Origin of the sequence: Clostridium tetani, assembly GCF_900167265.1 — a bacterium.
Classification (GTDB): domain Bacteria; phylum Bacillota; class Clostridia; order Clostridiales; family Clostridiaceae; genus Clostridium_G; species Clostridium_G tetani.
The window spans coordinates 159,712-180,008 of record NZ_FUWT01000004.1 but is presented as its reverse complement, the minus strand read 5'-3'; the positions used below and the strand labels follow the sequence as shown (position 1 = coordinate 180,008).

Genomic DNA, 20,297 nt, shown 5'->3' with positions numbered 1-20,297 from the left:
TCTTAGAAAAACTATTAATTTAATGTAATTATATTATAATTTATGTCTTTTTTCAATATAAGTTATTGTTTAAAAATAATTATTTATATTAGTTATTAAATATATCCTTACACATCTCCTTAAAATTATACAATACTTTTTCTTCATCTATATGTTTAAATTCACCTTTTTCCATTACAACACTGCCATTTACTATCACATAATCTATTTCGCTGCCATTAGCTGAAAATACTATATTAGAATGGATATCATTTACTGGAAGCATGTTAGGTTTATTTAAATCTAACAAAGCAATATCTGCTAAATAGTCTTTTTTTATTTTTCCTAGTTTTTTATTATTTATTAAAGCTTTGGCTCCATTATATGTAGCCATTTCTAGCGCCTTTTTAGCACTTAGTTTTGTAGCATCTTTATAATAAAGTTTTTGAAGTATTGTACCCGTTTCCATCTCTTCTATCATATTTAAATTATTATTACTTGAAGTACCATCTGTACCTAAGCATACATTTATATCCATATCAATCATTTCAGCTATCTTTGCGATACCGCTAGCTAATTTCATATTACTTTGAGGATTATAAATAACACTTGTTCCATTTTGTTTTAATATATTCATATCTTCATCTGTTAGATATACGCAGTGAGCCGCTGCCACTTTTGAATTAAATATACCCACACTTTGTAAAAATTCACAAGGGGTTTTATTATATTTTTCCTTTATAATATTAACTTCGTCTTGCGTTTCAGATATATGTATGTGAATATTTTTATTTTGTAATTTTGCTTCCTTTCCAATGGATTCTAGTGCCTCTTTAGATAGGGTATATGGCGAATGAGGAGCTATCATGGAATCCAGCAATCCACTTTTATCCTCTTTTATTTTTTTATCTATGTCTATTGCTTCTTTTAACTGATGTTCCCAACTGTCTCCCATTATAGACACACCAATTATTCCTCTTATATTAAATTCTTTTGCAACTTTTACAACTTGTTCTTCATAAAAATACATATCATTAAAACAAGTTGTTCCACTTCTTAGCATTTCTAATGCTGCTAGTTCTGTGGCTATTTTAACATGTTCACCTTTTAATTTACTTTCTATAGGCCATATTTTTTCATTTAACCATCTCATTAAAGGAAGCCCTTCCCCATAACCTCTGAATATGGTCATTCCGGCATGAGTATGTGCATTTACTAATCCCGGAATAGCACAACGTCCCTCACCATTTATTATATATAAATTTTCCTTATTTCCTAAATACGCTCCTAAGTTTACTTCCTTTATTTTATCCTCTTTAATTAATATATATCCTTCCTTTATCACATCTTGTTCTTCATCCATGGTAACTATCATAACATTTTCAATCAAAATACTCATAAAAACCCCCATAAAACTTTATTTAATCATATATTCATTACATACATTATATACCAAATCATCTACTTCTGCACGTACATATGTACCGTTATCTTTATAGTTTTCTTCATGAACTTTAGCATTTCTATGAAGGTATGCTACTACATCTTGTTTATTATATGGAATTAAATATTCTGCCTTTTTAAGCTTATTAGGTAATTTATTAATTATTTCTTTTAATAACACATCTATATTTATTCCCTCTTTTGCAGATATGCATACATATTTATAATTTTTAAGATTTTCTAATTTAGTTTCTAATTCATCCTCATTTATTTTATCTATTTTATTTATCAAAATTATACTTGGCTTATTTAAGGCATTTAATTCTCTTAATACATTGTTAACAGCTTCTATTTGTTCCAAATAGTGAATAGATGATATATCTACTACATGAAGCAATAAATCAGCATCCATAACCTCCTCTAGGGTAGATTTAAAAGATTCTACCAAATCATGAGGTAGTTTTCTTATAAAACCAACTGTATCTGTAAGGGTTATATCTCTATTATCTGGCAAATATATAGCCCTTGTGGTGGTATCCAAAGTTGCAAATAACATATCCGCTTCTAAAACATTATCTTTTTTACTTAATTCTTTTGATTGAAATAAATTATACATATAGTTTCTAAGCGTAGATTTTCCTGAATTAGTATACCCTACTAAGGAAACTTTAGGAACTTCATTTCTTGAAGCTCTTTGAGTCTTTCTTATCTTTTTTATTTTTTCTAATTCCTTTGATAAATCATATATTCTATTTTTAATATGACGTCTATCTGTTTCTAGTTTTTGCTCTCCTGGTCCTCTTGTTCCAATTCCTCCACCTGTTCTAGATAATACTGCACCCATTCCTATTAATCTTGGTAGTCTATATTTTAATTGGGCTAATTCTACTTGTATTTTACCTTCCCTACTTTTAGCTCTTTTTGAGAATATCTCTAATATGAGGGTGGTTCTATCTATAACCTTTATTCCTAAATATTTTTCTAAATTTCTAAGTTGAGATCCAGAAAGTTCATCATCAAATATTATTACATTTGCTCTAGTCTTTTGTGCCAAATATCCTACTTCTGAAACTTTACCACTACCTATATAAAGAGCTGGATCCATTTTACTTCTTTTTTGAAAAATTCTTCCCAATACAGATACCTCACAAGCTCTTGCAAGTTCTGCTAGTTCCTCTAAACTCTCTTCATTTTCTATTCCAACTATTATTGCCTTTTCTCCATAATCTTCTTCTACTTTACTACCTTTTATAATATCTTCTATATAATCTAATTTTTCTAAAATATTCATACTTAAAAATTCATCCACACTAAGTTTTTTAGTACTATCCCACTTTAAAAGATCATTTTCTATATCACAAAAACCTACAGTTATTTCCTTTGCTTCGCCCTCTAATACACCAATAGCTACTATGCAATCTAATTTTAATTTAAGTAATGCTGATAAATCTAATGAAGATAGGGTAGAATTACCACTAGGATGTGTATGGACTATTCTTATACCCGAAAGTTTTTTTTGTTTAATTTCTAAAATAGGTAGCTCCACTGTACTACTATCTCCTAATGTAACACTTTCTACAGTTCCCCTTCTATTTATCGCAACACTTATTTCTCTACCAATTAATTCTGTAAAATATGCTAAAACACTTATTAACTCTCTACTACATATTTCATCTTTAGCTATCTTCATTATATATATTTCCTCTAATTTTTCTAAAACAGTATCTCTTACCCCATTTGTGTTTCCATATATCAAAATAAATCCACTCCTTAATCTATATAACTAATTCTTGACAACTGTTTTCTTTATAGCCACTATAGCTCTTATTTATATGAAATAACTTTTCCCATAATTGTCTAATCAGTTTCTATTCCATAATTATAACATAAAGCTTTAAGTCCACCCTTAAACCCACTTCCTATACAATTAATTTTCCATTCACCTTTATATCTATATATTTCAGCAACTACAATAGCAGTTTCCTCTGATAACTGGTCATCAAATTTATAATTTAAAATTTCCTTTTTTGTATATGTATCTATTAATCTAAAATATGCATTTGAAATATTTTCAAATGTTTCGCCTCTATCCTCAGCTTCATATATTGTAACTGTAAAAGCTAACTTTTCAATATTCAAAGGAATTTTAGTTAAGTCTAATTGTACAACTTCATCGTATCCATCTTTTAGATTAGAATTATGATCTGACTTTAAAACTATTCCTCCTTGTGCACTTTTTAAGTTACTATAAAATATGAAATCTTCTTCCTGTGTAGTATTATTTTTATCCACCATAAATATAGATGTATCTAATTCCAATTTTTTATTAGAAGTATTCTTTATCTCCCATTCTAAAGCTACCATAAGTTTTGATATATTTGGTGATTTTTGATTCAAGCTTATTTTTTGTCCTTTTAAAATTTTCATACTTGCATTTGTATTAACCAATGATTTTATTTTTATATTCTTAGTCTTTTCTTTCACTATATTATTATCCTGATTAAAAGGCTTTATATTAGTGCTATTTGAACTTATAGTATTTTTAATATCTAATAAACTAATAACTGGACTACTGTTTTTTACACTCCTATCTATAGTTAAATTTCCATATCGATTTTTTTGTGAAGAATTTATATTCCTATTTCCTCTATCTATAATTAATTTCACTTTTTTATCCCCTTTATAAAATAAAAGTTTAGTTTTTAATCAATAGCAATATCTAATCCAGATATTCTTTCGGATGGTTGAACTATAACAACTTCACCTGGCTTATTAAATTCTAGGCAATAGGATTCTCCTGAAGTTTGTCCAAAAAAACTTTTCCAATTTACATCTACTTTAAAATTAGGATCTGCCCCTGTCCAACAAATTACGGCATCAGGGTCAACTACACATGGAGTTTCTATAATGATAGGATTTCCATCTGTAGTTATAGTCACATATCCATTATTCCCTAAGCCTGTTATTTTTGAAGTAAACAATCCCTTTTGTGATATAACTCCAGAACCTATAAACCTAACTCCGTATTTACAATCCTCTGTAAAAGCTAATAGATTTTCTCCTTCCACACCTATGCTCTGTCCTTGTTCAAGTTTAATAACACTCACATGCTTAGATGCATTTGCCATATAATAGCTTCCAGTTCCTTTAACTTTCATTAATGGTATGTTTTCACCTGTAATTTTTCTTGATGCAAAATTTATTACAGAACCTAAAAGACTTTTATTTGTATTTGTATCTAATAAAACTTTTTCCGAAGTAAATTCTCCTTTATAACAAACCATAGCCCCTACTCTAGCAAAAAAATGACCGCTTCCTTCTGCTAAACAAGTTAATTCTTCATGCACTCTAAAATTAAACATAAATTTTTATCTCCTTTGTTTGTAAAAATATCGATAATTCATTATAATCATAGTATATCATAATTATTTTTATACTTTAATGTCATAATTTATCATATTATTAAAAATAATTTTTATATAATTTCAAGTTTTTTAAATTACTTATATTTTATAAACTATCATTTAAAAAGGATGTATGTTCTATGGTTAATACTAATAAAATTATAAACTCAAAAATCATCAAAACAAATAATGTTTTTGATGATATATTACTGCCATTAAACAAAAGAAATGGTTTTGCAAAATCTAACCCTCCTATTGTACCTATCTATTTTTATAGATATATAGGTATTACTAAAAATCAAGATGAATATTATAATAATTTATACAAATTAGATAAAAACTTATCTGATTTAAACAATCTATATTTAAAATTTATTTCAAATATCCCTTTTAATACGGATTATGAACTCATAAAAAAAACAGCAAATTTATGGGATAATTTAAATCCTTTTAATGATAAAAAGAAAATATTTTTATTTTCTTCTATAAAATTAGTAAAAGCTTTACCTTTATTCCCTAATGAATTAACACAAACTTCTATAAATGAAGGATTTAACTATATATTTAATTTATATATTAAAAACACCAAAAACATTAATGCTACTAAAATCAAAAATTTCACATTAAAAATACTTACTTGGATAAATAAATTTATCCCTAATTTATTTGAAAATGTCGATTATAACAAAAATGAAACTAATGGTATATTTAATCCAAAAGTTATTTATTATGGTAACATTAAAAATCATGAAATTTATTTTTTAATTTTTTTATCTAAAATTGGATGTGATGTTTTATACATAAATTCCTATTCAGATGGAGCTTTTTTAGAAATTGATAAAGAAAATACATATTCAAATATTATTGAGCTTAACGCCAAAAGTCCTTTGAAAGATTTTCCAAAACGAGAGGTTATTTCAAGAACTGAAACTATAGCTTTTAAAGCTTCAAATGAAATAGAAGAAATAATTTATGATGAAGAAAGTGGACTTTATAAACCTTGGCAATTTGAAAATTATAATGTTGAACCAGTAACTTTAAAAACCACTTATGATGAATTAAAAATTTTATGGAATGAAGAAGCAAGAATGAGAACTGGTTTCAAAATAGAAAATGGTACTATATATATACCAAATATTTTCGCAAAAATAAGTGGAGTAACTGAAGATATAAATATATATTGGAAGGATTTATCTTATTTTAAATTAACAGGTGCAAATCTTTTTATATCCAATTTACCTTTTACAGAAATTAATTATTCTAAACATGATTTATATAGATTATCTTATTTAATTAATAATGATGGATATTTAAATGAAGATTCTTTAATTAAAAGTGAATTTTATAAGTTTTCTTATTTGAAAACTTCATTACAAAAAACTATAATTAAAAAAATAAATGATATATTTGAATTGCCCTTATTTAAAAAAGAAGTTAATAAAGAATTTAAATTAAAAATATTAATGACAATATTAAATATAGATAAAAATTTAATAGAATTACTCCAAAGCTTTGATTATCCATTTAAAATACCTAAATTGATTATTTATTCCAAAAATGAAAATAGTTTTAGTGATGAGGATTCTATAATTATTACTTTTTTAAATCTGATAGGCTTTGATATATTGATAATTACTCCAACAGGTTATAACAACATAGAAAATCAAATTCCTAGAAAATATTATGATATTCATAAATTCGAAAAGATTAATTTAAATTTAGAACTTGTGGATTTAGATAATATTAATAAAAAGAAATTTTCATTTTTGTCAAAATTCTTTAAAATTTAACTAATAAATTATTCCTAAAAAATAAGGAGGACTTTTTCATGGTAAACAATGAAATTAATACTATTAATGATGTTCCAGATTTCAATTTAGAAAAAACAACTAATGAGGTTACATTTAAACTACAGAATTCACCAGAAATTTTATCTTTATCAAAAGAAATTGATTTAAAAAACGTTGATACGATAATGAATTTTGGTCAAAGTGCATCTCAGGAAATCTCAACTTTTGCAGATAAAATACTTCACTCAATAGAAACAACTTCTGTGGAGGATTCTGGAGAGCTTTTAACTCAACTTAATAAAATAATGAATAAATTTGATGTACAAGATTTTAAAGATAAAAAGCCTGGCTTCTTTGAAAAATTATTTAAAAAGACAAAAGATTCTATAGATGCTCTACTTAAAAAATATCATACAATGGGTGGAGAAGTAGATAAAGTTTATATTCAATTAAAAAAATATGAAGAAGAAATAAATACTTCAAACAATACTTTAAATGAAATGTTTAATAAAAATATGGACTACTATGAACAATTAGAAAAATATATTTTAGCAGGTAATTTGGTAGTTGATAATTTTAAAAATAAAGTGCTTCCTGAATTACAACAAAAAGCACAAAATTCTATGGAACAAATAGATCAAATAAATTTATCTAATGGTCAACAATTACTTGAAATGCTAGAACAAAGGGTTTATGATTTGGAACTTGCAAAAAATGTTTCATTACAAACAATGCCACAAATTAAATTAATACAAAGGGGAAATTATAACTTAGTTAGAAAAATTAACTCTGCTTTCATAATTACAATACCTATATTTAAACAATCTTTAACTCAAGCCATAACTTTAAAAAGACAAGCAGTTCAAGCTGAAGCCATGTCTGCTTTAGATGAAAAAACTAATGAATTGTTACTTAGAAATGCACAAAATACTGCTATGCAATCTAAAATTACAGCTAAACTTGCCTCTGATAGTTCTATAAAAATAGAAACTCTGGAAAAAACTTGGGAAACTATTATTCGAGGTATTGATGAAACAAAACAAATTCAAGATGATGTAAAACAAAAACGTATTGAAGGAACACAAAAATTGCATCAAATACAAAATCAGTTTAAAAGTAGAATAGAAAAATAAAAGAAAATGTAGTGCTCAAGATTACTTTTGCACTACATTTTCTTTTATAATGTTTAAAATTATTACTACATATATTTCTGTATCATATCATTTATTCCTGTAGCCATACTTCCTTCTCCAACAGCTGCAAACTTCCATTCACTTCCGTGTCTATATATTTCACCTACAAATAATCCTGTTTTATTTGAATATTCATCTGTTAAATTAAAACGAAGCATTTCTTTATTATCAGTCATATTTACTATTCTGATAAAAGCATTTTTTATCATACCAAAATGTTGATTACGTTTTACACAATTATATATGTTTACTATAAAAACTAATTTATGAATATTAGAAGGCACTCTAGTAAGATCAACCATTATTTGCTCATCATCACCATCGCCATCTCCTGTAAGGTTATCACCCATATGTCTAATGCTTCCATCTTTACTATTTAAATTACCAAAATAAATTATACTTTTTTTATCGCTAACTTTATCATTTTCATCTAACATAATTACAGAGGCATCACAATCTATATCAATTTGGTTTCCTTTACCGAACAAACTTCCTAATAATCCTTTACCATTTGATTGTTCTACGGCATCCCAACCTAATCCAACCATTACTTTAGACAATTTATTGTTTTCTTTTGTCAAACTTATCCTTTGTCCTTTTTTTAAACTAATAGACATTTTACCAGCTCCTATATCTTTATACTTACACTTGTAAACTGTAATTCTTACAAAGTGCTTCAAGACCTCCTGAAAATCCACTTCCTATTGCACTAAATTTCCAATCTCCATTGTTACGATATAATTCACAAAATACTAATGCTGTTTCAATTGAAAAATCTTCTGATAAATCATATCTTAAAATTTCTACATCAGTTTCTTCATTTACTATTCTCACAAAAGCATTTGAAACTTGCCCAAAATTTTGCCCTCTTTCTTCTGCTTCATGAATAGTTACTGTAATAGCTATTTTATCAATATCTGATGGAACTTTACTAAAATCTATGATGATTTGTTCATCATCACCATCTCCATCACCAGTTCTATTATCCCCTGTATGCACTACTGCTCCACTTGGATCTTGTAAATTGTTGTAAAAAACAAAATTTAAATCATCATTTACTTTTCCATTATTGCCAACAAGAAATGCTGATGCATCTAAGTCAAACTCATATCCTCCAGAATACTTATTTGTATCCCAACCAAGTCCTATAATAGCTTTATTTAATCCTGGATTATCTTTAGTTAGGTTAATTTTTTGACCTTTTTTTAAATTAATAGACATTTTAAATTCTCCTTTACTCCACTTTGCTACTAAATTATAACTTATCCTACATTTATTCCAAAATTATTACAAAGTGCAGCTAGTCCACCTTCAAATCCACTACCTATTGCATTAAACTTCCATTCTGCTCCATGACGATATAATTCTCCAACAACTACTGCCGTTTCAATACTATAATCTTCTGATAAATCATATTTTATTAATTCTTCATTTGTTTCTTCATTAAATATTCTAATAAATGCATTTGAAACCTGTCCAAAATTTTGAGCTCTTTCTTGTGCTTCATGAATAGTTACTGTAAAATCAATTTTATGTATGCTTTGTGGTATATTTTGTAAATCTATGCTAATTTGCTCATCATCGCCGTCGCCTTCACCAGTTTTATTATCTCCTAAGTGTACTATTGAACCTGAATCATCTTTTAAATTATTATAAAAAATAAAATCATTGTCTGACATCACTTTACCATTTTCTCCTAGTAAAAAAGCTGCTGCATCTAAATCAAAATCATTTCCACCATCATATTTATTAGTATCCCATCCAAGTCCTACTATAACTTTTTTCAATCCTGGATTTGTTTTAGTTAAATCTACCTTTTGACCTTTTTTTAAAGATATCGCCATAAAAATACCCTCTCTCTTTTTAAATAATCTTTGAAATACTTGTAACTTAACCAAATTTTAATTAAAATTTACAAGAAATTTCATATTTTATGTAGTTATATATTATTATATATATTGAATTGTCAAAAATCAATATATCTGATACTACATGCTACAATTAACAATAGCATTAACAAAATCCAATATTTCCTCTGAAACCTCAATTCCACTTTTCTTGCTCATAACAATATGTTTTTGTTGTATTTTATTTTTATATATTAAATCTTTTAATTCTCCATGTAAGGCTGCAATTGAATAATTTGCATTAATTAATATTGGATAATCTAAATAAGAATCCCCTGCTGAAATGACTCTTTGTTTCTTTTCTATATCTTTTATATAAGATATTGCATTCCATTTATTAACCTCGTTGGGAACAATGTATAATTTTTTTCCCTGCAGTGATATATGCCATTTATTTCGTATTATCCAATTTTCAAAGTTTTTTAATTCCTCTTTAGAATTATTGTTTATTTCATCAAAGTGAACACTAAAAAACAAATCATCTCTAAAAACCATTTTATTAATCCATGATAAATCTGAAAAACTTTTTAAGAACTGTTTTTCTACTATACTAGCTTTTGTACTATTTACAAGATTTGTTTTTATAACTTTACTCCATTCTATACTAATTTTTCCATTCTCTAATATGACTCCCCCATTACTAGTAACAGCATATTTAGGATTTATTTCTTCTTTTATCCCAAAAATGCGATTATATTGTTCTGTAGTTCTAGTAGTTACTGGAACAAATAATATTTTATTATTTATTAACTTTAATTTTTCAATAGTATTTTTAGTCATAAAACTAAGTTCTTTTCCCAAATATTTTTCCACTAAAACAATAGATTTAACGTAGGCATCATCAATTAATTTTTTAGTATAAATTAATGTTCTATCTAAATCTGATGCAAAAATCATTAAATATTCTCCTTCGTTTTTGATTTAATAACTCCACAGCAAGAATAACTCATATCTTTATAAACCTCTATAGGTATACATTTATCTTTAGCTAAAAGCTTAATATGCTTTAAATTAGGATTGTCTAAGTTATTTATTAATATTTTCCATGGAACTCGTCTAAGTAATACCCTGGTAGTTTCTCCTACACCTGGCTTAATCAAATTAATATCCGAAATTTTATACATATTTTTTATTTCATTAACTTCCTTAATTCCTGAATCATAAATTTTGAAATCATGTTCTTTTAATTCTTTTTCACTAATTGAAATTTTAGAAAAATTCTTAGTTATAGTATCAATAAAAAGATTAGATACATCTTTATCTTTCCATTCACTGTAAAACTTTCCACCATGAAAATCATTTTTTCCTATAATATCATCCCTTAAAACAGTTCTACTTATAAGCCCAGATACAGTTGAGTTAAGACAAGCTGATGGTATCAAAAAATCTTCTCTTGTACCATACAATGAAACACACTTTGATGGATCTGATAAAACTGCCAATTCACTATCTAACCTTATATTGTATTTTTCATAAAAATCTTCAACTGCTTTTTTTAGTACCCTATTGATAGCACCTTTACCTGTCCATCCATCCACAAATTGTATATATTCCTCATTGTGATTATTTAATATATATTTTATAGCATTCTCATCAATTCCTCTTCCCCTTATAATTGATATACTATAATGTTTAAATGTTTTTTTATATTTTTCTTCTAGGTATCTTTTTATTAAAATACCTATTGGTGTTCCCGCTCTTGCTAAAGAAACAATTACTATATTTTCACCTTTTTTTCTATATATAAGTTCTGAAACAATTGCTACAGCCCTGGCTACTTTTTCTTTTGTTTCCTCTAATGTTTTATAAAATACATCCATATACTCTTCTGTTGGAAAATATTCAATAGGTAACATTTCTGAATAATGTCCGCCATTTTGCATTATATATTCTCTCTCTTCATTGGATTTCTCTTCAATCATATTAGAAATATCTTTTAAAACAAATGTTACATCCTTTTGAGAATAACTTCCGATAATCCTTGGTTCCTTAATTTTTTCAAATCTCATATACTCACTTCCTTTATATATCTTATAATAATTTTGTATCACAACTATCTATTCTAAAAATATATAAATCTAACTTTATTCACCTCTAATTTTTGAAATAATTGAATTATTTCCTCTCTACTTTCTTTATCTATTTCTCTTTCTGTAACAAATAGTATTTCTTTATAAATGCCTTTCTCTACATTATATAAATAATTTATAATAGATTTATCAAAAGGATTTTTAAAAGTTTCTGCACATTTTATTCCATAATCTATTTCTTTTTTGGGATACACTGGACTTCTTGTTGTTGATTGATATTTAGCATTAGGAATTTTGGAAGCTAAAATCATTGGTAAATACATGAATTCTCCTGTACCTAAAACAAGTATATCCTTTTCAAATTCCCCCATATTCTTTACTTCTTTTTCTATGATTTTTTCAATAGTTTTAACATCTTCAGAATTTATTCCAAACCTTCCAGTATCCATTAAATACTGATACTGTTTTTCATCTCCACAATTTAATATTCTAGTAAATTTTTTATACCTATTGTCTAACCTAATATGAAAATCTAATACTTCTATTTCTTTAGAAAATTCATGAACTTTATTAGAATTTTGATATATATTTTTTTCTTCAAGTAAATAATTATTTTCACAACTAACTTGCCCCTGTATAAGAGAGATTGTTTCAATTTTTATATTTAATTGTTTCTTTAACTGTTCAAATTTGTTAATACACTCTTTACTTCTCCAATCTAAGATTGATATTACTACATATTCTTTTCCTGGATATTTTGAGTTAATAGATTTTATTAAATTTAATACTGTATTTCCTGTAGTAATTTCGTCATCTACCAAAACAATTCGTTCAAATTCATTTATAAAATTCTCATAGCCAATAGGGTAACAAAAATGCTCTACTGCATGTGAATGCTCCTCATCAAAAGAAAAAACAGATCTACATTCCTTTAACATATCTCTTGTTGTATGTATATATTTAATATTTTCACCTAAAAAGGTAGCAAATACGCTATTACCAAGAGCCGTAGCTGTTTCAGCAAATCCAATAAAAAGTGTTGATTTATTACACATAATAGGATTATCCTTTATATATTCCCATGCTTTTTGTATATATTTATCATCTTTTAACGCTTGGACAATTAATTTAGTATCTAAATTTCCATTGTCTATATTATTAACCATCTTATTTGCTAATAATGCACCTATTAATATAGATTTTTTAGGATTAACAGGTATATGTTTACCCAAAACTGTACTTACAAATAGAAAAACCCTTTTAGGATTTTTTCTTGCAGCCATTAAAAACAATTTGTTTAATAAAAAATCATATTCATTATGTATAACTTCCACAGTAACATTTATTTTATCTAAGATTTTAAATTTATTTTTCATTTTTCTCCTCAACTTTAACAATATTTATCCGATGACTACCCGCTCTAATACTTCTATCCTTTTGAAAATAGAAGTAAAGAGCGGCTACGTCCCTGGATAACGAGTTCTAACCTTTAGCGGGAGTAGAAACTCCCTATGAAGCCAAGAACTCTGTTTATAATAACTTTAAATAAGTAAATTCTTCTTTAATAACCCCATAGACGTATGCTCTTTTCATAATTTTATTTGCCCAATTAAAATGTGGTTTTGATTCATTCATTTTATTATTATATTTACTTTTATTTACCCCACCTTTATCGTTAATCTGCAAAATTTCCAAAGCATCTTCATATTCTTCCTGTGTAACAGTATATAATGCATTTACAAGCTTTATATGTGTAGGATGAATAACTGTTTTGCCAACTAATCCATTAGCTTTATCTAAAATAACTTCTCTTATAAGTCCATCCACATATTTTTCTAAATAATGCTTTCTTTTAATAATACCCTCTTGTCCTTCATTTTCTACAAAAGGAGTTTTTCTTAACATTGGTTTTAATACTCTATTTTGATCATTTGAATTAAAATATTCCCATACAGGTCCTGATATAACATACTCATTATCAGCTCTTGAAAATATATTTATAATATCATAAATACAATCACTAACTACACCTATATCATATATACTATTATCAATCCCTCTGCGTAAAGAATATAACCCTTGATAATCTGTAGCACCAATCCTAACATTTAAAATATATTTTTTATATTTATCCAGTATGGATTTTATTTTCAACAATTCATCTATTCTTGATTCCTTATAAATCACTCTTTTAGATTCTAAAATGGGCATTCCATATAATATATTAGTTCTCTTATCATTAAATTTATCCAATATATTTAAATATTCTTCTCCATTTGTAGAATCAAACTTAGGGAATACGAAACCTGTTATTGGAATAAAAAAACCTTTTTTATTTAATATTTTTTTAAATTGTTCTACGCTTCTTACCCTTAAAAAAATTAAAGGTAAATTATTAGGATTAATTTTTTTAGTTTCTATACAATATGTTATTTTTTTACATATATCTATAACATTAGTCTCTGCCTTCTCTACGTCTTTTTCCGAAATAGCATCTTCTAAACATATCACCATAGATTGCATACTATTATATTTATTCTTATAAATAATTTCAAAAATATCATCTCTTACACCTGGCATGTACAATGTAGCTCCTAATGCATACTGCATATATGTCTTATCTGTTTTAGATGTAATATTCTGTGGTCTTTTGTAAAAAATATCTTTTATTTCTTCTTCATTTAAGTTACTAAAAGCTCTCATATAATTCCTCCATTGCTACAAATTTATACTAGAATAGTCAATTTAACTTTCAAAAAAATCATAAATATAAAATTCTATATTTATGATTTAATGAAGGAAATCTCTTATATCCACTTTTTAACTGTAATCGTAAAAACTTATAAAAAAATATTTAATGCAACACCTATAATATATATAATAAACACTATATAAACTGCCAACATTACAAATGCATCTTTTTTAGTAACTCCCTTTTTCTTCAATAATAACAAAGCAGTAGTTAACATAGATACAATAAGAAATATTAAAACTCCCACATTTTCACTAAAATTTGCTGGTAAAGTTTTTCCTGCTATAATTATAGGAACACCTAAACATATACAAATATCAAATATATTTGAACCTACAGCATTAGCTACTGCCCCTTCTACATCTCCATCTTGTGATGATTTTATTGATAAGAGAGTATCTGGTATTGAAGTACATGCAGCTATTATTACTACCGATACAATATATTGTGGAATATTAAAAAATGTAGAAATAACAGTTGTAGACTGAATAATTCCATCAATACTTACCCAAATTAAAGCAATTGTTATTGCCATAATAATAAATATTTTCAAATAAGACATATCTTCTTCTGTATCTAATTCTGCAGCTATTTCTTCATAGGCTTTATTTTCTTCTGATATATTTTTTCTGTAATTTTTAGTTTCACCATAAAGAACAAAAATATATCCTATATAAATCAAAACTAGTACTATACCTGCAAACACAGTATATGATCCCAAATATGTAAAAAACACCAAAGCTCCTATAGCCATTGTATAAAAAATCATATCTCTATAAACAACCTTTTTATCAACTTTTATTAATAAATCTTTTCCCCTATAAGCAAAAATTGTCGCCATAGGAATAATAAGAATATTAAAAACACCTGAACCAGCTATAGTTGGAACACCTACATCTGTGAATCTTTTATAAACTATAACTGCAATCATCGCTGTAGAAAATTCCGGGAATGATGAACTAATTGCATCAAAAGTTGCACCTCTAACTGATGTTGGTATTTTTAATTTAACACCTAATATATGTAGAGCATCTCCAAGCTTATCTGAAGCCTTGCTTATAATCCACGACATAACTATTAACATAACTATTGAAATCCATAAACTATTAATCCAATTAAACAAATAATACACTCCTTTAAATTTAAATCTAGCTAATTAACCATTAAATCTTTTGTGAAATTTCGCAATTTGTATTTTTTATATTTATTATATTACTTTTTTATTATACCATAAATTAAAATAAATACTGCATTTTACTACAAGTTTAGCTACAATATAACCGTCTTTTTTTTAAAGTTATTATTAATAATCATATTTTACAATCAACATTAAATGAATTGAAAAAATATAAAAATATTGTTAACATTAATAATAGAATTTTTAATTTCAAAAATACAGATTCCGTAAGTATATGTTTAAATGCTTTATTTTAAAAGGAGGGATACAATATAACTATTCATAAGTTAAGATATACATATACTACTAAATTAATATCACATGGATTAGATTTTAAAACAGCTGCTGGATTACTTGGTCATACAGTAGAACAAACTATTTTAATGAAGATTATATATGGAGGTCGCTATGGAAGAAAAAGCAAGAAATATATTAATTACCAAAGAAGAAATACAACAAAAAGTTGAAGCTATGGGTAAAAAAATATCTAAAGATTATGAAGGAAAAAATTTATATGTACTCTCTTTATTAAGGGGAAGTTTCATGTTTACATCAGATTTAGTAAGATATATTACAGTACCTACAAGAATAGGATTTATGACAACTTCTAGTTATGGACATGGAGAAGTTTCTACTGGAAAAGTTAAAGTAGTTAATGATATACCTGACGATATAAAAGGTATGGATGTATTAATTGTAGATGATATAGTGGATACTGGAATAACAATGGATTTTGTTAAAAATCATGTTAAAAGTTTAGGTGCTAACTCAGTTAAATCCTGTGTACTTTTAGATAAACCTGAAAGAAGAAAGCTTGATTTAGTTCCTGAGTATTGTTGCTTTTCAATCCCAGATGTTTTTGTAGTTGGATACGGATTAAACTATGGGGATTTTTATAGAAATATACCTTATATTTTTAATTGGGAAGAATAGTTTAATTTAAGTCAAGGAAATAGGAATATAAATGGCTGTATCAAAATAAAATTTTGATACAGCCATTTATATTATTTATTTTAGCTTCGACTTTAACTTAAAATTGCTTGGGAAATATCTAGTTTTAAAAGTGGTTTGTCCTATTTCCATATTTATAGAGCTTTCTGGTACCTTTCCTACTATTATAGTTTCAGAAATAGGCACCTGTTTTTTCACTTCTATATCTTTACTGTTTAATGGTATTATTATTCTAATATTAGTGGTTACCTCCATTGAAATTTTATGATTTGTTTGATTTATCCCTGCACTGGTAAAATCAGAAATGTACTTTGTTTCTGTATATCCTATAGGTTGCATCTTAACTTTTATACTTGGTCCAAAGAAGGATATTATATTGTTTTTAAATATATAGCTTGCCGGTAGCTTAACTCCATTCACTCCAAACTCTTTTAATTTATTTTGAGATTCCAGTGCTACATCACAGGCTAATTTGTTTAATTTTATTGTATCTGCCTTAATCATATTTATATTTCCAGATTCATCTTTATCTATATTTATTATGTCCTCATATACAAAATTCTTCTCACAATTCTCTAATACAGTTGTATTTATTATTTCTGTAGTTCTATTTTTCATTTCCATATCTGCTGCATTTAATATTATAGGAGCTACTATCTTATCTAATTTATATAAAAACATTATTGAGGAAAACACTAATATAGTTCCGACTAATATTATTTTACTTTTTGTTTTTATATTCTCACATCCTAAATAACTTTATTACTTAAGATATATTTAATATTTAAAAAAATATTCTAAAACTTTTTAGTAATTCATCAATATTTAAACATTTTATAAAAACTATATTGTATGATATAATTAGTTAAAAATTAAATGATAGTATTTTCAGGAGGAAAATTATGGCTAATGTTAGAAAGCGAAGAAAGAAAAAAAATGAACATAAAGCCCTGAGATTAACCTTTATTACTTTGCTTATGGTCTTTTTATTTTCTTGTGTTGCAGCAGCTGGAGTAGGTCTGGCTATGATAAAAGCAGCCCCCCCTTTAGACGTAGATAAGGTTCTAAATCCAAGCGAACCTTCTGTTATATATGACGATAAGAACAAATTGGTTGACACAGTTATATCTGACACTTATAGAACAATAGTTTCTTATGAAGACGTTCCTGACAATTTAAAAAATGCCTTTATTAGTATAGAAGATGAGCGTTTTTTCAATCATAGGGGGATAGATTATAAAAGAGTATTTGGAGCTTTCTTTAGAAATATTTCTAATAAATTAAAGGGTAAGTCTGCACTTCAAGGTGCCTCTACTATAACCCAACAACTTGTAAGAAATACATTACTTTCTCAAGAGGTTAGAATTAAAAGAAAAGTTCAAGAAATGTATTTATCTATTCAATTAGAAAAGAAAGTTAGCAAAGAGCAAATCTTAGAAGCTTATATGAATACTATACCTTTGGGAGGAAGTGCTTATGGTATAGAAGCAGCATCTAAACAATATTTTGGTAAAAGTGTTAAAGATTTAAATTTAATTGAAAGTGCATTTATCGCAGGTCTGCCTCAAAGTCCATCTACTTTTTATAATGCGGCAATGAGTCAAAAAAATACAGAAAGATATATTAATAGAACTAAATTAGTATTAGGTAAAATGCGTGAACATAATTATATATCAAAAGAAGATTTCGATAAATCAATGGCGTATATAGACAAAAACAAAATACCTCTTAAGACCTCTAATATAAATATAAGCAGATTAAACTATGAGTGGTTTTCTAGAGAAATTATTAAACAAGTAAAAAAGGATCTAATGAATGAATATAAAATAAGTCCCACAGAAGCAGATAAGACAATAATGTATGGTGGTTTAAAAATATATGGTACTATGGATAAATCCCTACAAGACTTTTCCCAAAATACTTTAGATAATTTAGATGGTATTTTGGGAATTAATTCAAAGGATTATAGTGGTATAATTCAACCTGAAGCATCTGTATCTATAGTGGATTACAAAACTGGTAATGTAAAAGTCCTTATCGGTGGAAGAGGTAAACAACCTCCTTTATCCTTTAATAGGGCTACAGAATTTTATAGAGCTCCAGGTTCTACTATAAAACCATTAACTGTTTATGGCCCTGCTATTGATACCAAAACATCCACTGCCGCTAGCTCTTACAATGATGCTCCAGTTCCCGAGGAAATAGGTAAACTTTATGATAAAGAACCTTATAATCCTAAAAACAGTCCAAATATATATGAAGGCAAAATGACATTAAGAGAGGCTTTAATGAAATCTAAAAATGTTATTTCCGTAAGAATTGAGCATGAATTAGGATTAAAAACTGGTGCTGAGTATGGTAAAAAATTTGGATTAACTATTGATGACTCAATGGATGGAACCAGTATGGCTGCTCTTTCCCTAGGTCAGCTAAGTGCTAAGACAGGTGTAAGTGGTACTAATACTTTAGGTATGGCAGCAGCTTACGGTGTCTTTGGTAATAAAGGTGCTCTATCTAAACCTGTAGTATACAAAAAGGTAGTAGATAGAACTGGAAAAGTACTATTAGAAAATAAATATGCATCTTCTAAGGTTATGTCTCCGGAAGCTGCCTATATACTTTATGACTTACTAAAAGGACCTGTAAGTTATACTCCAGGTGCTACTGGAATGAAAGCTAATTTTGGTCCAATGGCTAGAGGTAAAACTGGTACAAGTAATCAGTCTAGTGATTTATGGTTTGCTGGTCTTTCACCTTATTACTCAGCAGCTGTGTGGATAGGGAAAGATGACTATTCTCCATTTACAAATGAATTTGGTAGATATATAGGAAGTAGCGATGCCGCCTTAATTTGGAAACTTATAATGGGTGAGGCTCATAAAAATTTAGAGTATAAAACCATAGAAAAACCTGCTGGTGTAACAGAAGCATATGTGTGTAGTAAATCAGGTAAAATTCCTTCCTCTTCTTGTCCAAGGGATAGTATTAAATTAGAATACTTTATAGAAGGAACTATACCTGGAGAGATATGTGATTATCATACTGGCATATTTAACAATAATAAAGATAAAGATGATGATGATGATGATAAAGACAAGGACAAAGAAGATGAAGAAGAAAACAAAGATGAAAAGAACGAGGATAAGAAAGAAGCTAAAGATAATACCAAAAATAAAGATAAGGATAAAAAGAAAGATAACGATAGAAAGATAGATATGGATAAAAAACCAGATAGCAGTAAGAGAAAAAGAAAAATGATAAAACCACAAATATAATTTAATATATTTAAAAGAGTAAATTCCACTGGGAATTTACTCTTTTGTTTTTGCATTAAATATTACTGCCATTAAATATCCAAAAACTATTGCAGCAGTTATACCTCCTGCTGAACCTGTTACACCACCAGTAAAAATTCCTATAAATCCTTTTTGATCTACTTCCTTTATAGTAGATTTTGCTAAATTAAATCCAAAGCCAGGTAAAGGTACTGTAGCTCCTGCCTTCCCAACCTTTACCACTACATCATATATATTAAGAGCTCCTAAAATTACTCCCACAGTAACAAAAGTAACTAATATTCTTGCTGGTGTAAACTTAGTTTTATTTATAATAATTTGTGCTACTACACATATTGCTCCTCCTACTAAAAATGCCATAATATAATCATTCAT

18 protein-coding genes are annotated in these 20,297 nt (G+C 26.9%); 4 read left to right on the top strand and 14 right to left on the bottom strand.

What is annotated here, in order from left to right; genetic code table 11:
- Nucleotides 1-88: 88 nt before the first annotated feature.
- The 4 genes from B5D21_RS04315 to B5D21_RS04300 all read right to left on the bottom strand — a co-directional run bounded on the left by B5D21_RS04315 (nt 89) and on the right by B5D21_RS04300 (nt 4,784).
- Entirely contained in the window at nt 89-1,378 is a 1,290-nt protein-coding gene (locus B5D21_RS04315; RefSeq protein WP_035109029.1) for an amidohydrolase, read from the bottom strand.
- Between the two features lie 18 nt (nt 1,379-1,396).
- Complete coding sequence (gene hflX, locus B5D21_RS04310; protein WP_011100370.1) at nt 1,397-3,178, bottom strand: GTPase HflX; 1,782 nt, start codon at nt 3,176-3,178, stop codon at nt 1,397-1,399.
- A gap of 101 nt (nt 3,179-3,279) precedes the next feature.
- Nucleotides 3,280-4,089: a TerD family protein gene (locus B5D21_RS04305; RefSeq protein ID WP_011100371.1), complete on the bottom strand. Its 810-nt coding sequence runs from the start codon at nt 4,087-4,089 to the stop codon at nt 3,280-3,282.
- Between the two features lie 35 nt (nt 4,090-4,124).
- Nucleotides 4,125-4,784 carry an AIM24 family protein gene (locus B5D21_RS04300; RefSeq protein WP_011100372.1) on the bottom strand — a complete coding sequence of 220 codons (660 nt, stop codon included), beginning with the start codon at nt 4,782-4,784 and terminating at the stop codon, nt 4,125-4,127.
- Nucleotides 4,785-4,966: 182 nt separating this feature from the next.
- Here B5D21_RS04300 and B5D21_RS04295 point away from each other — a divergent pair, with 182 nt between their 5' ends.
- Nucleotides 4,967-6,616 carry a YceG family protein gene (locus tag B5D21_RS04295; protein WP_011100373.1) on the top strand — a complete coding sequence of 550 codons (1,650 nt, stop codon included), beginning with the start codon at nt 4,967-4,969 and terminating at the stop codon, nt 6,614-6,616.
- A 38-nt stretch (nt 6,617-6,654) separates the two neighbouring features.
- Complete coding sequence (locus tag B5D21_RS04290) at nt 6,655-7,749, top strand: toxic anion resistance protein (RefSeq protein ID WP_011100374.1); 1,095 nt, start codon at nt 6,655-6,657, stop codon at nt 7,747-7,749.
- Between the two features lie 65 nt (nt 7,750-7,814).
- Here B5D21_RS04290 and B5D21_RS04285 read toward each other — a convergent pair whose 3' ends face one another.
- The 8 genes from B5D21_RS04285 to B5D21_RS04250 all read right to left on the bottom strand — a co-directional run bounded on the left by B5D21_RS04285 (nt 7,815) and on the right by B5D21_RS04250 (nt 15,630).
- Nucleotides 7,815-8,426: a TerD family protein gene (locus tag B5D21_RS04285; protein WP_035110326.1), complete on the bottom strand. Its 612-nt coding sequence runs from the start codon at nt 8,424-8,426 to the stop codon at nt 7,815-7,817.
- Between the two features lie 25 nt (nt 8,427-8,451).
- Complete coding sequence (locus B5D21_RS04280; protein ID WP_011100376.1) at nt 8,452-9,030, bottom strand: TerD family protein; 579 nt, start codon at nt 9,028-9,030, stop codon at nt 8,452-8,454.
- Nucleotides 9,031-9,071: 41 nt separating this feature from the next.
- Complete coding sequence (locus B5D21_RS04275; RefSeq protein WP_035109019.1) at nt 9,072-9,653, bottom strand: TerD family protein; 582 nt, start codon at nt 9,651-9,653, stop codon at nt 9,072-9,074.
- A gap of 144 nt (nt 9,654-9,797) precedes the next feature.
- On the bottom strand, nt 9,798-10,613 hold the full coding sequence (locus tag B5D21_RS04270) for an HAD hydrolase family protein (RefSeq protein ID WP_011100378.1): 816 nt from the start codon (nt 10,611-10,613) through the stop codon (nt 9,798-9,800).
- The gene (locus B5D21_RS04265; RefSeq protein ID WP_035124381.1) at nt 10,613-11,725 is read right to left on the bottom strand and encodes a cysteine protease StiP family protein; all 1,113 of its coding nucleotides are present in this window, start codon (nt 11,723-11,725) and stop codon (nt 10,613-10,615) included. Before B5D21_RS04265 ends, B5D21_RS04270 begins: the two co-directional genes overlap by 1 nt.
- 53 nt (nt 11,726-11,778) lie before the next feature.
- Nucleotides 11,779-13,122, bottom strand: a complete 1,344-nt coding sequence (locus B5D21_RS04260) for a phosphoribosyltransferase family protein (protein ID WP_035109014.1) — start codon at nt 13,120-13,122, stop codon at nt 11,779-11,781.
- Nucleotides 13,123-13,276: 154 nt separating this feature from the next.
- Nucleotides 13,277-14,449, bottom strand: coding sequence for an HpcH/HpaI aldolase/citrate lyase family protein (locus tag B5D21_RS04255; protein WP_011100381.1), 1,173 nt, complete (start codon nt 14,447-14,449; stop codon nt 13,277-13,279).
- 137 nt (nt 14,450-14,586) lie between these two features.
- Nucleotides 14,587-15,630 carry a sodium:calcium antiporter gene (locus tag B5D21_RS04250; protein ID WP_011100382.1) on the bottom strand — a complete coding sequence of 348 codons (1,044 nt, stop codon included), beginning with the start codon at nt 15,628-15,630 and terminating at the stop codon, nt 14,587-14,589.
- Nucleotides 15,631-16,083: 453 nt separating this feature from the next.
- Between B5D21_RS04250 and hpt the strand changes: the two genes are divergently transcribed.
- A complete protein-coding gene (hpt, locus tag B5D21_RS04240; protein ID WP_035109009.1) occupies nt 16,084-16,608 on the top strand; it encodes a hypoxanthine phosphoribosyltransferase in 525 nt (174 codons plus the stop codon).
- Nucleotides 16,609-16,683: 75 nt separating this feature from the next.
- Here the strand turns inward: hpt and yunB are convergent, their stop codons facing one another.
- Complete coding sequence (gene yunB / locus B5D21_RS04235) at nt 16,684-17,364, bottom strand: sporulation protein YunB (RefSeq protein ID WP_046655664.1); 681 nt, start codon at nt 17,362-17,364, stop codon at nt 16,684-16,686.
- Between the two features lie 164 nt (nt 17,365-17,528).
- On the opposite strand from yunB, the gene B5D21_RS04230 reads away from it, so the two are divergent.
- Nucleotides 17,529-19,901, top strand: coding sequence for a transglycosylase domain-containing protein (locus B5D21_RS04230; RefSeq protein ID WP_011100385.1), 2,373 nt, complete (start codon nt 17,529-17,531; stop codon nt 19,899-19,901).
- A gap of 36 nt (nt 19,902-19,937) precedes the next feature.
- On the opposite strand, the gene spoVAE is transcribed toward B5D21_RS04230, so the two are convergent.
- The gene (gene spoVAE / locus B5D21_RS04225) at nt 19,938-20,297 is read right to left on the bottom strand and encodes a stage V sporulation protein AE (protein WP_035110324.1); all 360 of its coding nucleotides are present in this window, start codon (nt 20,295-20,297) and stop codon (nt 19,938-19,940) included.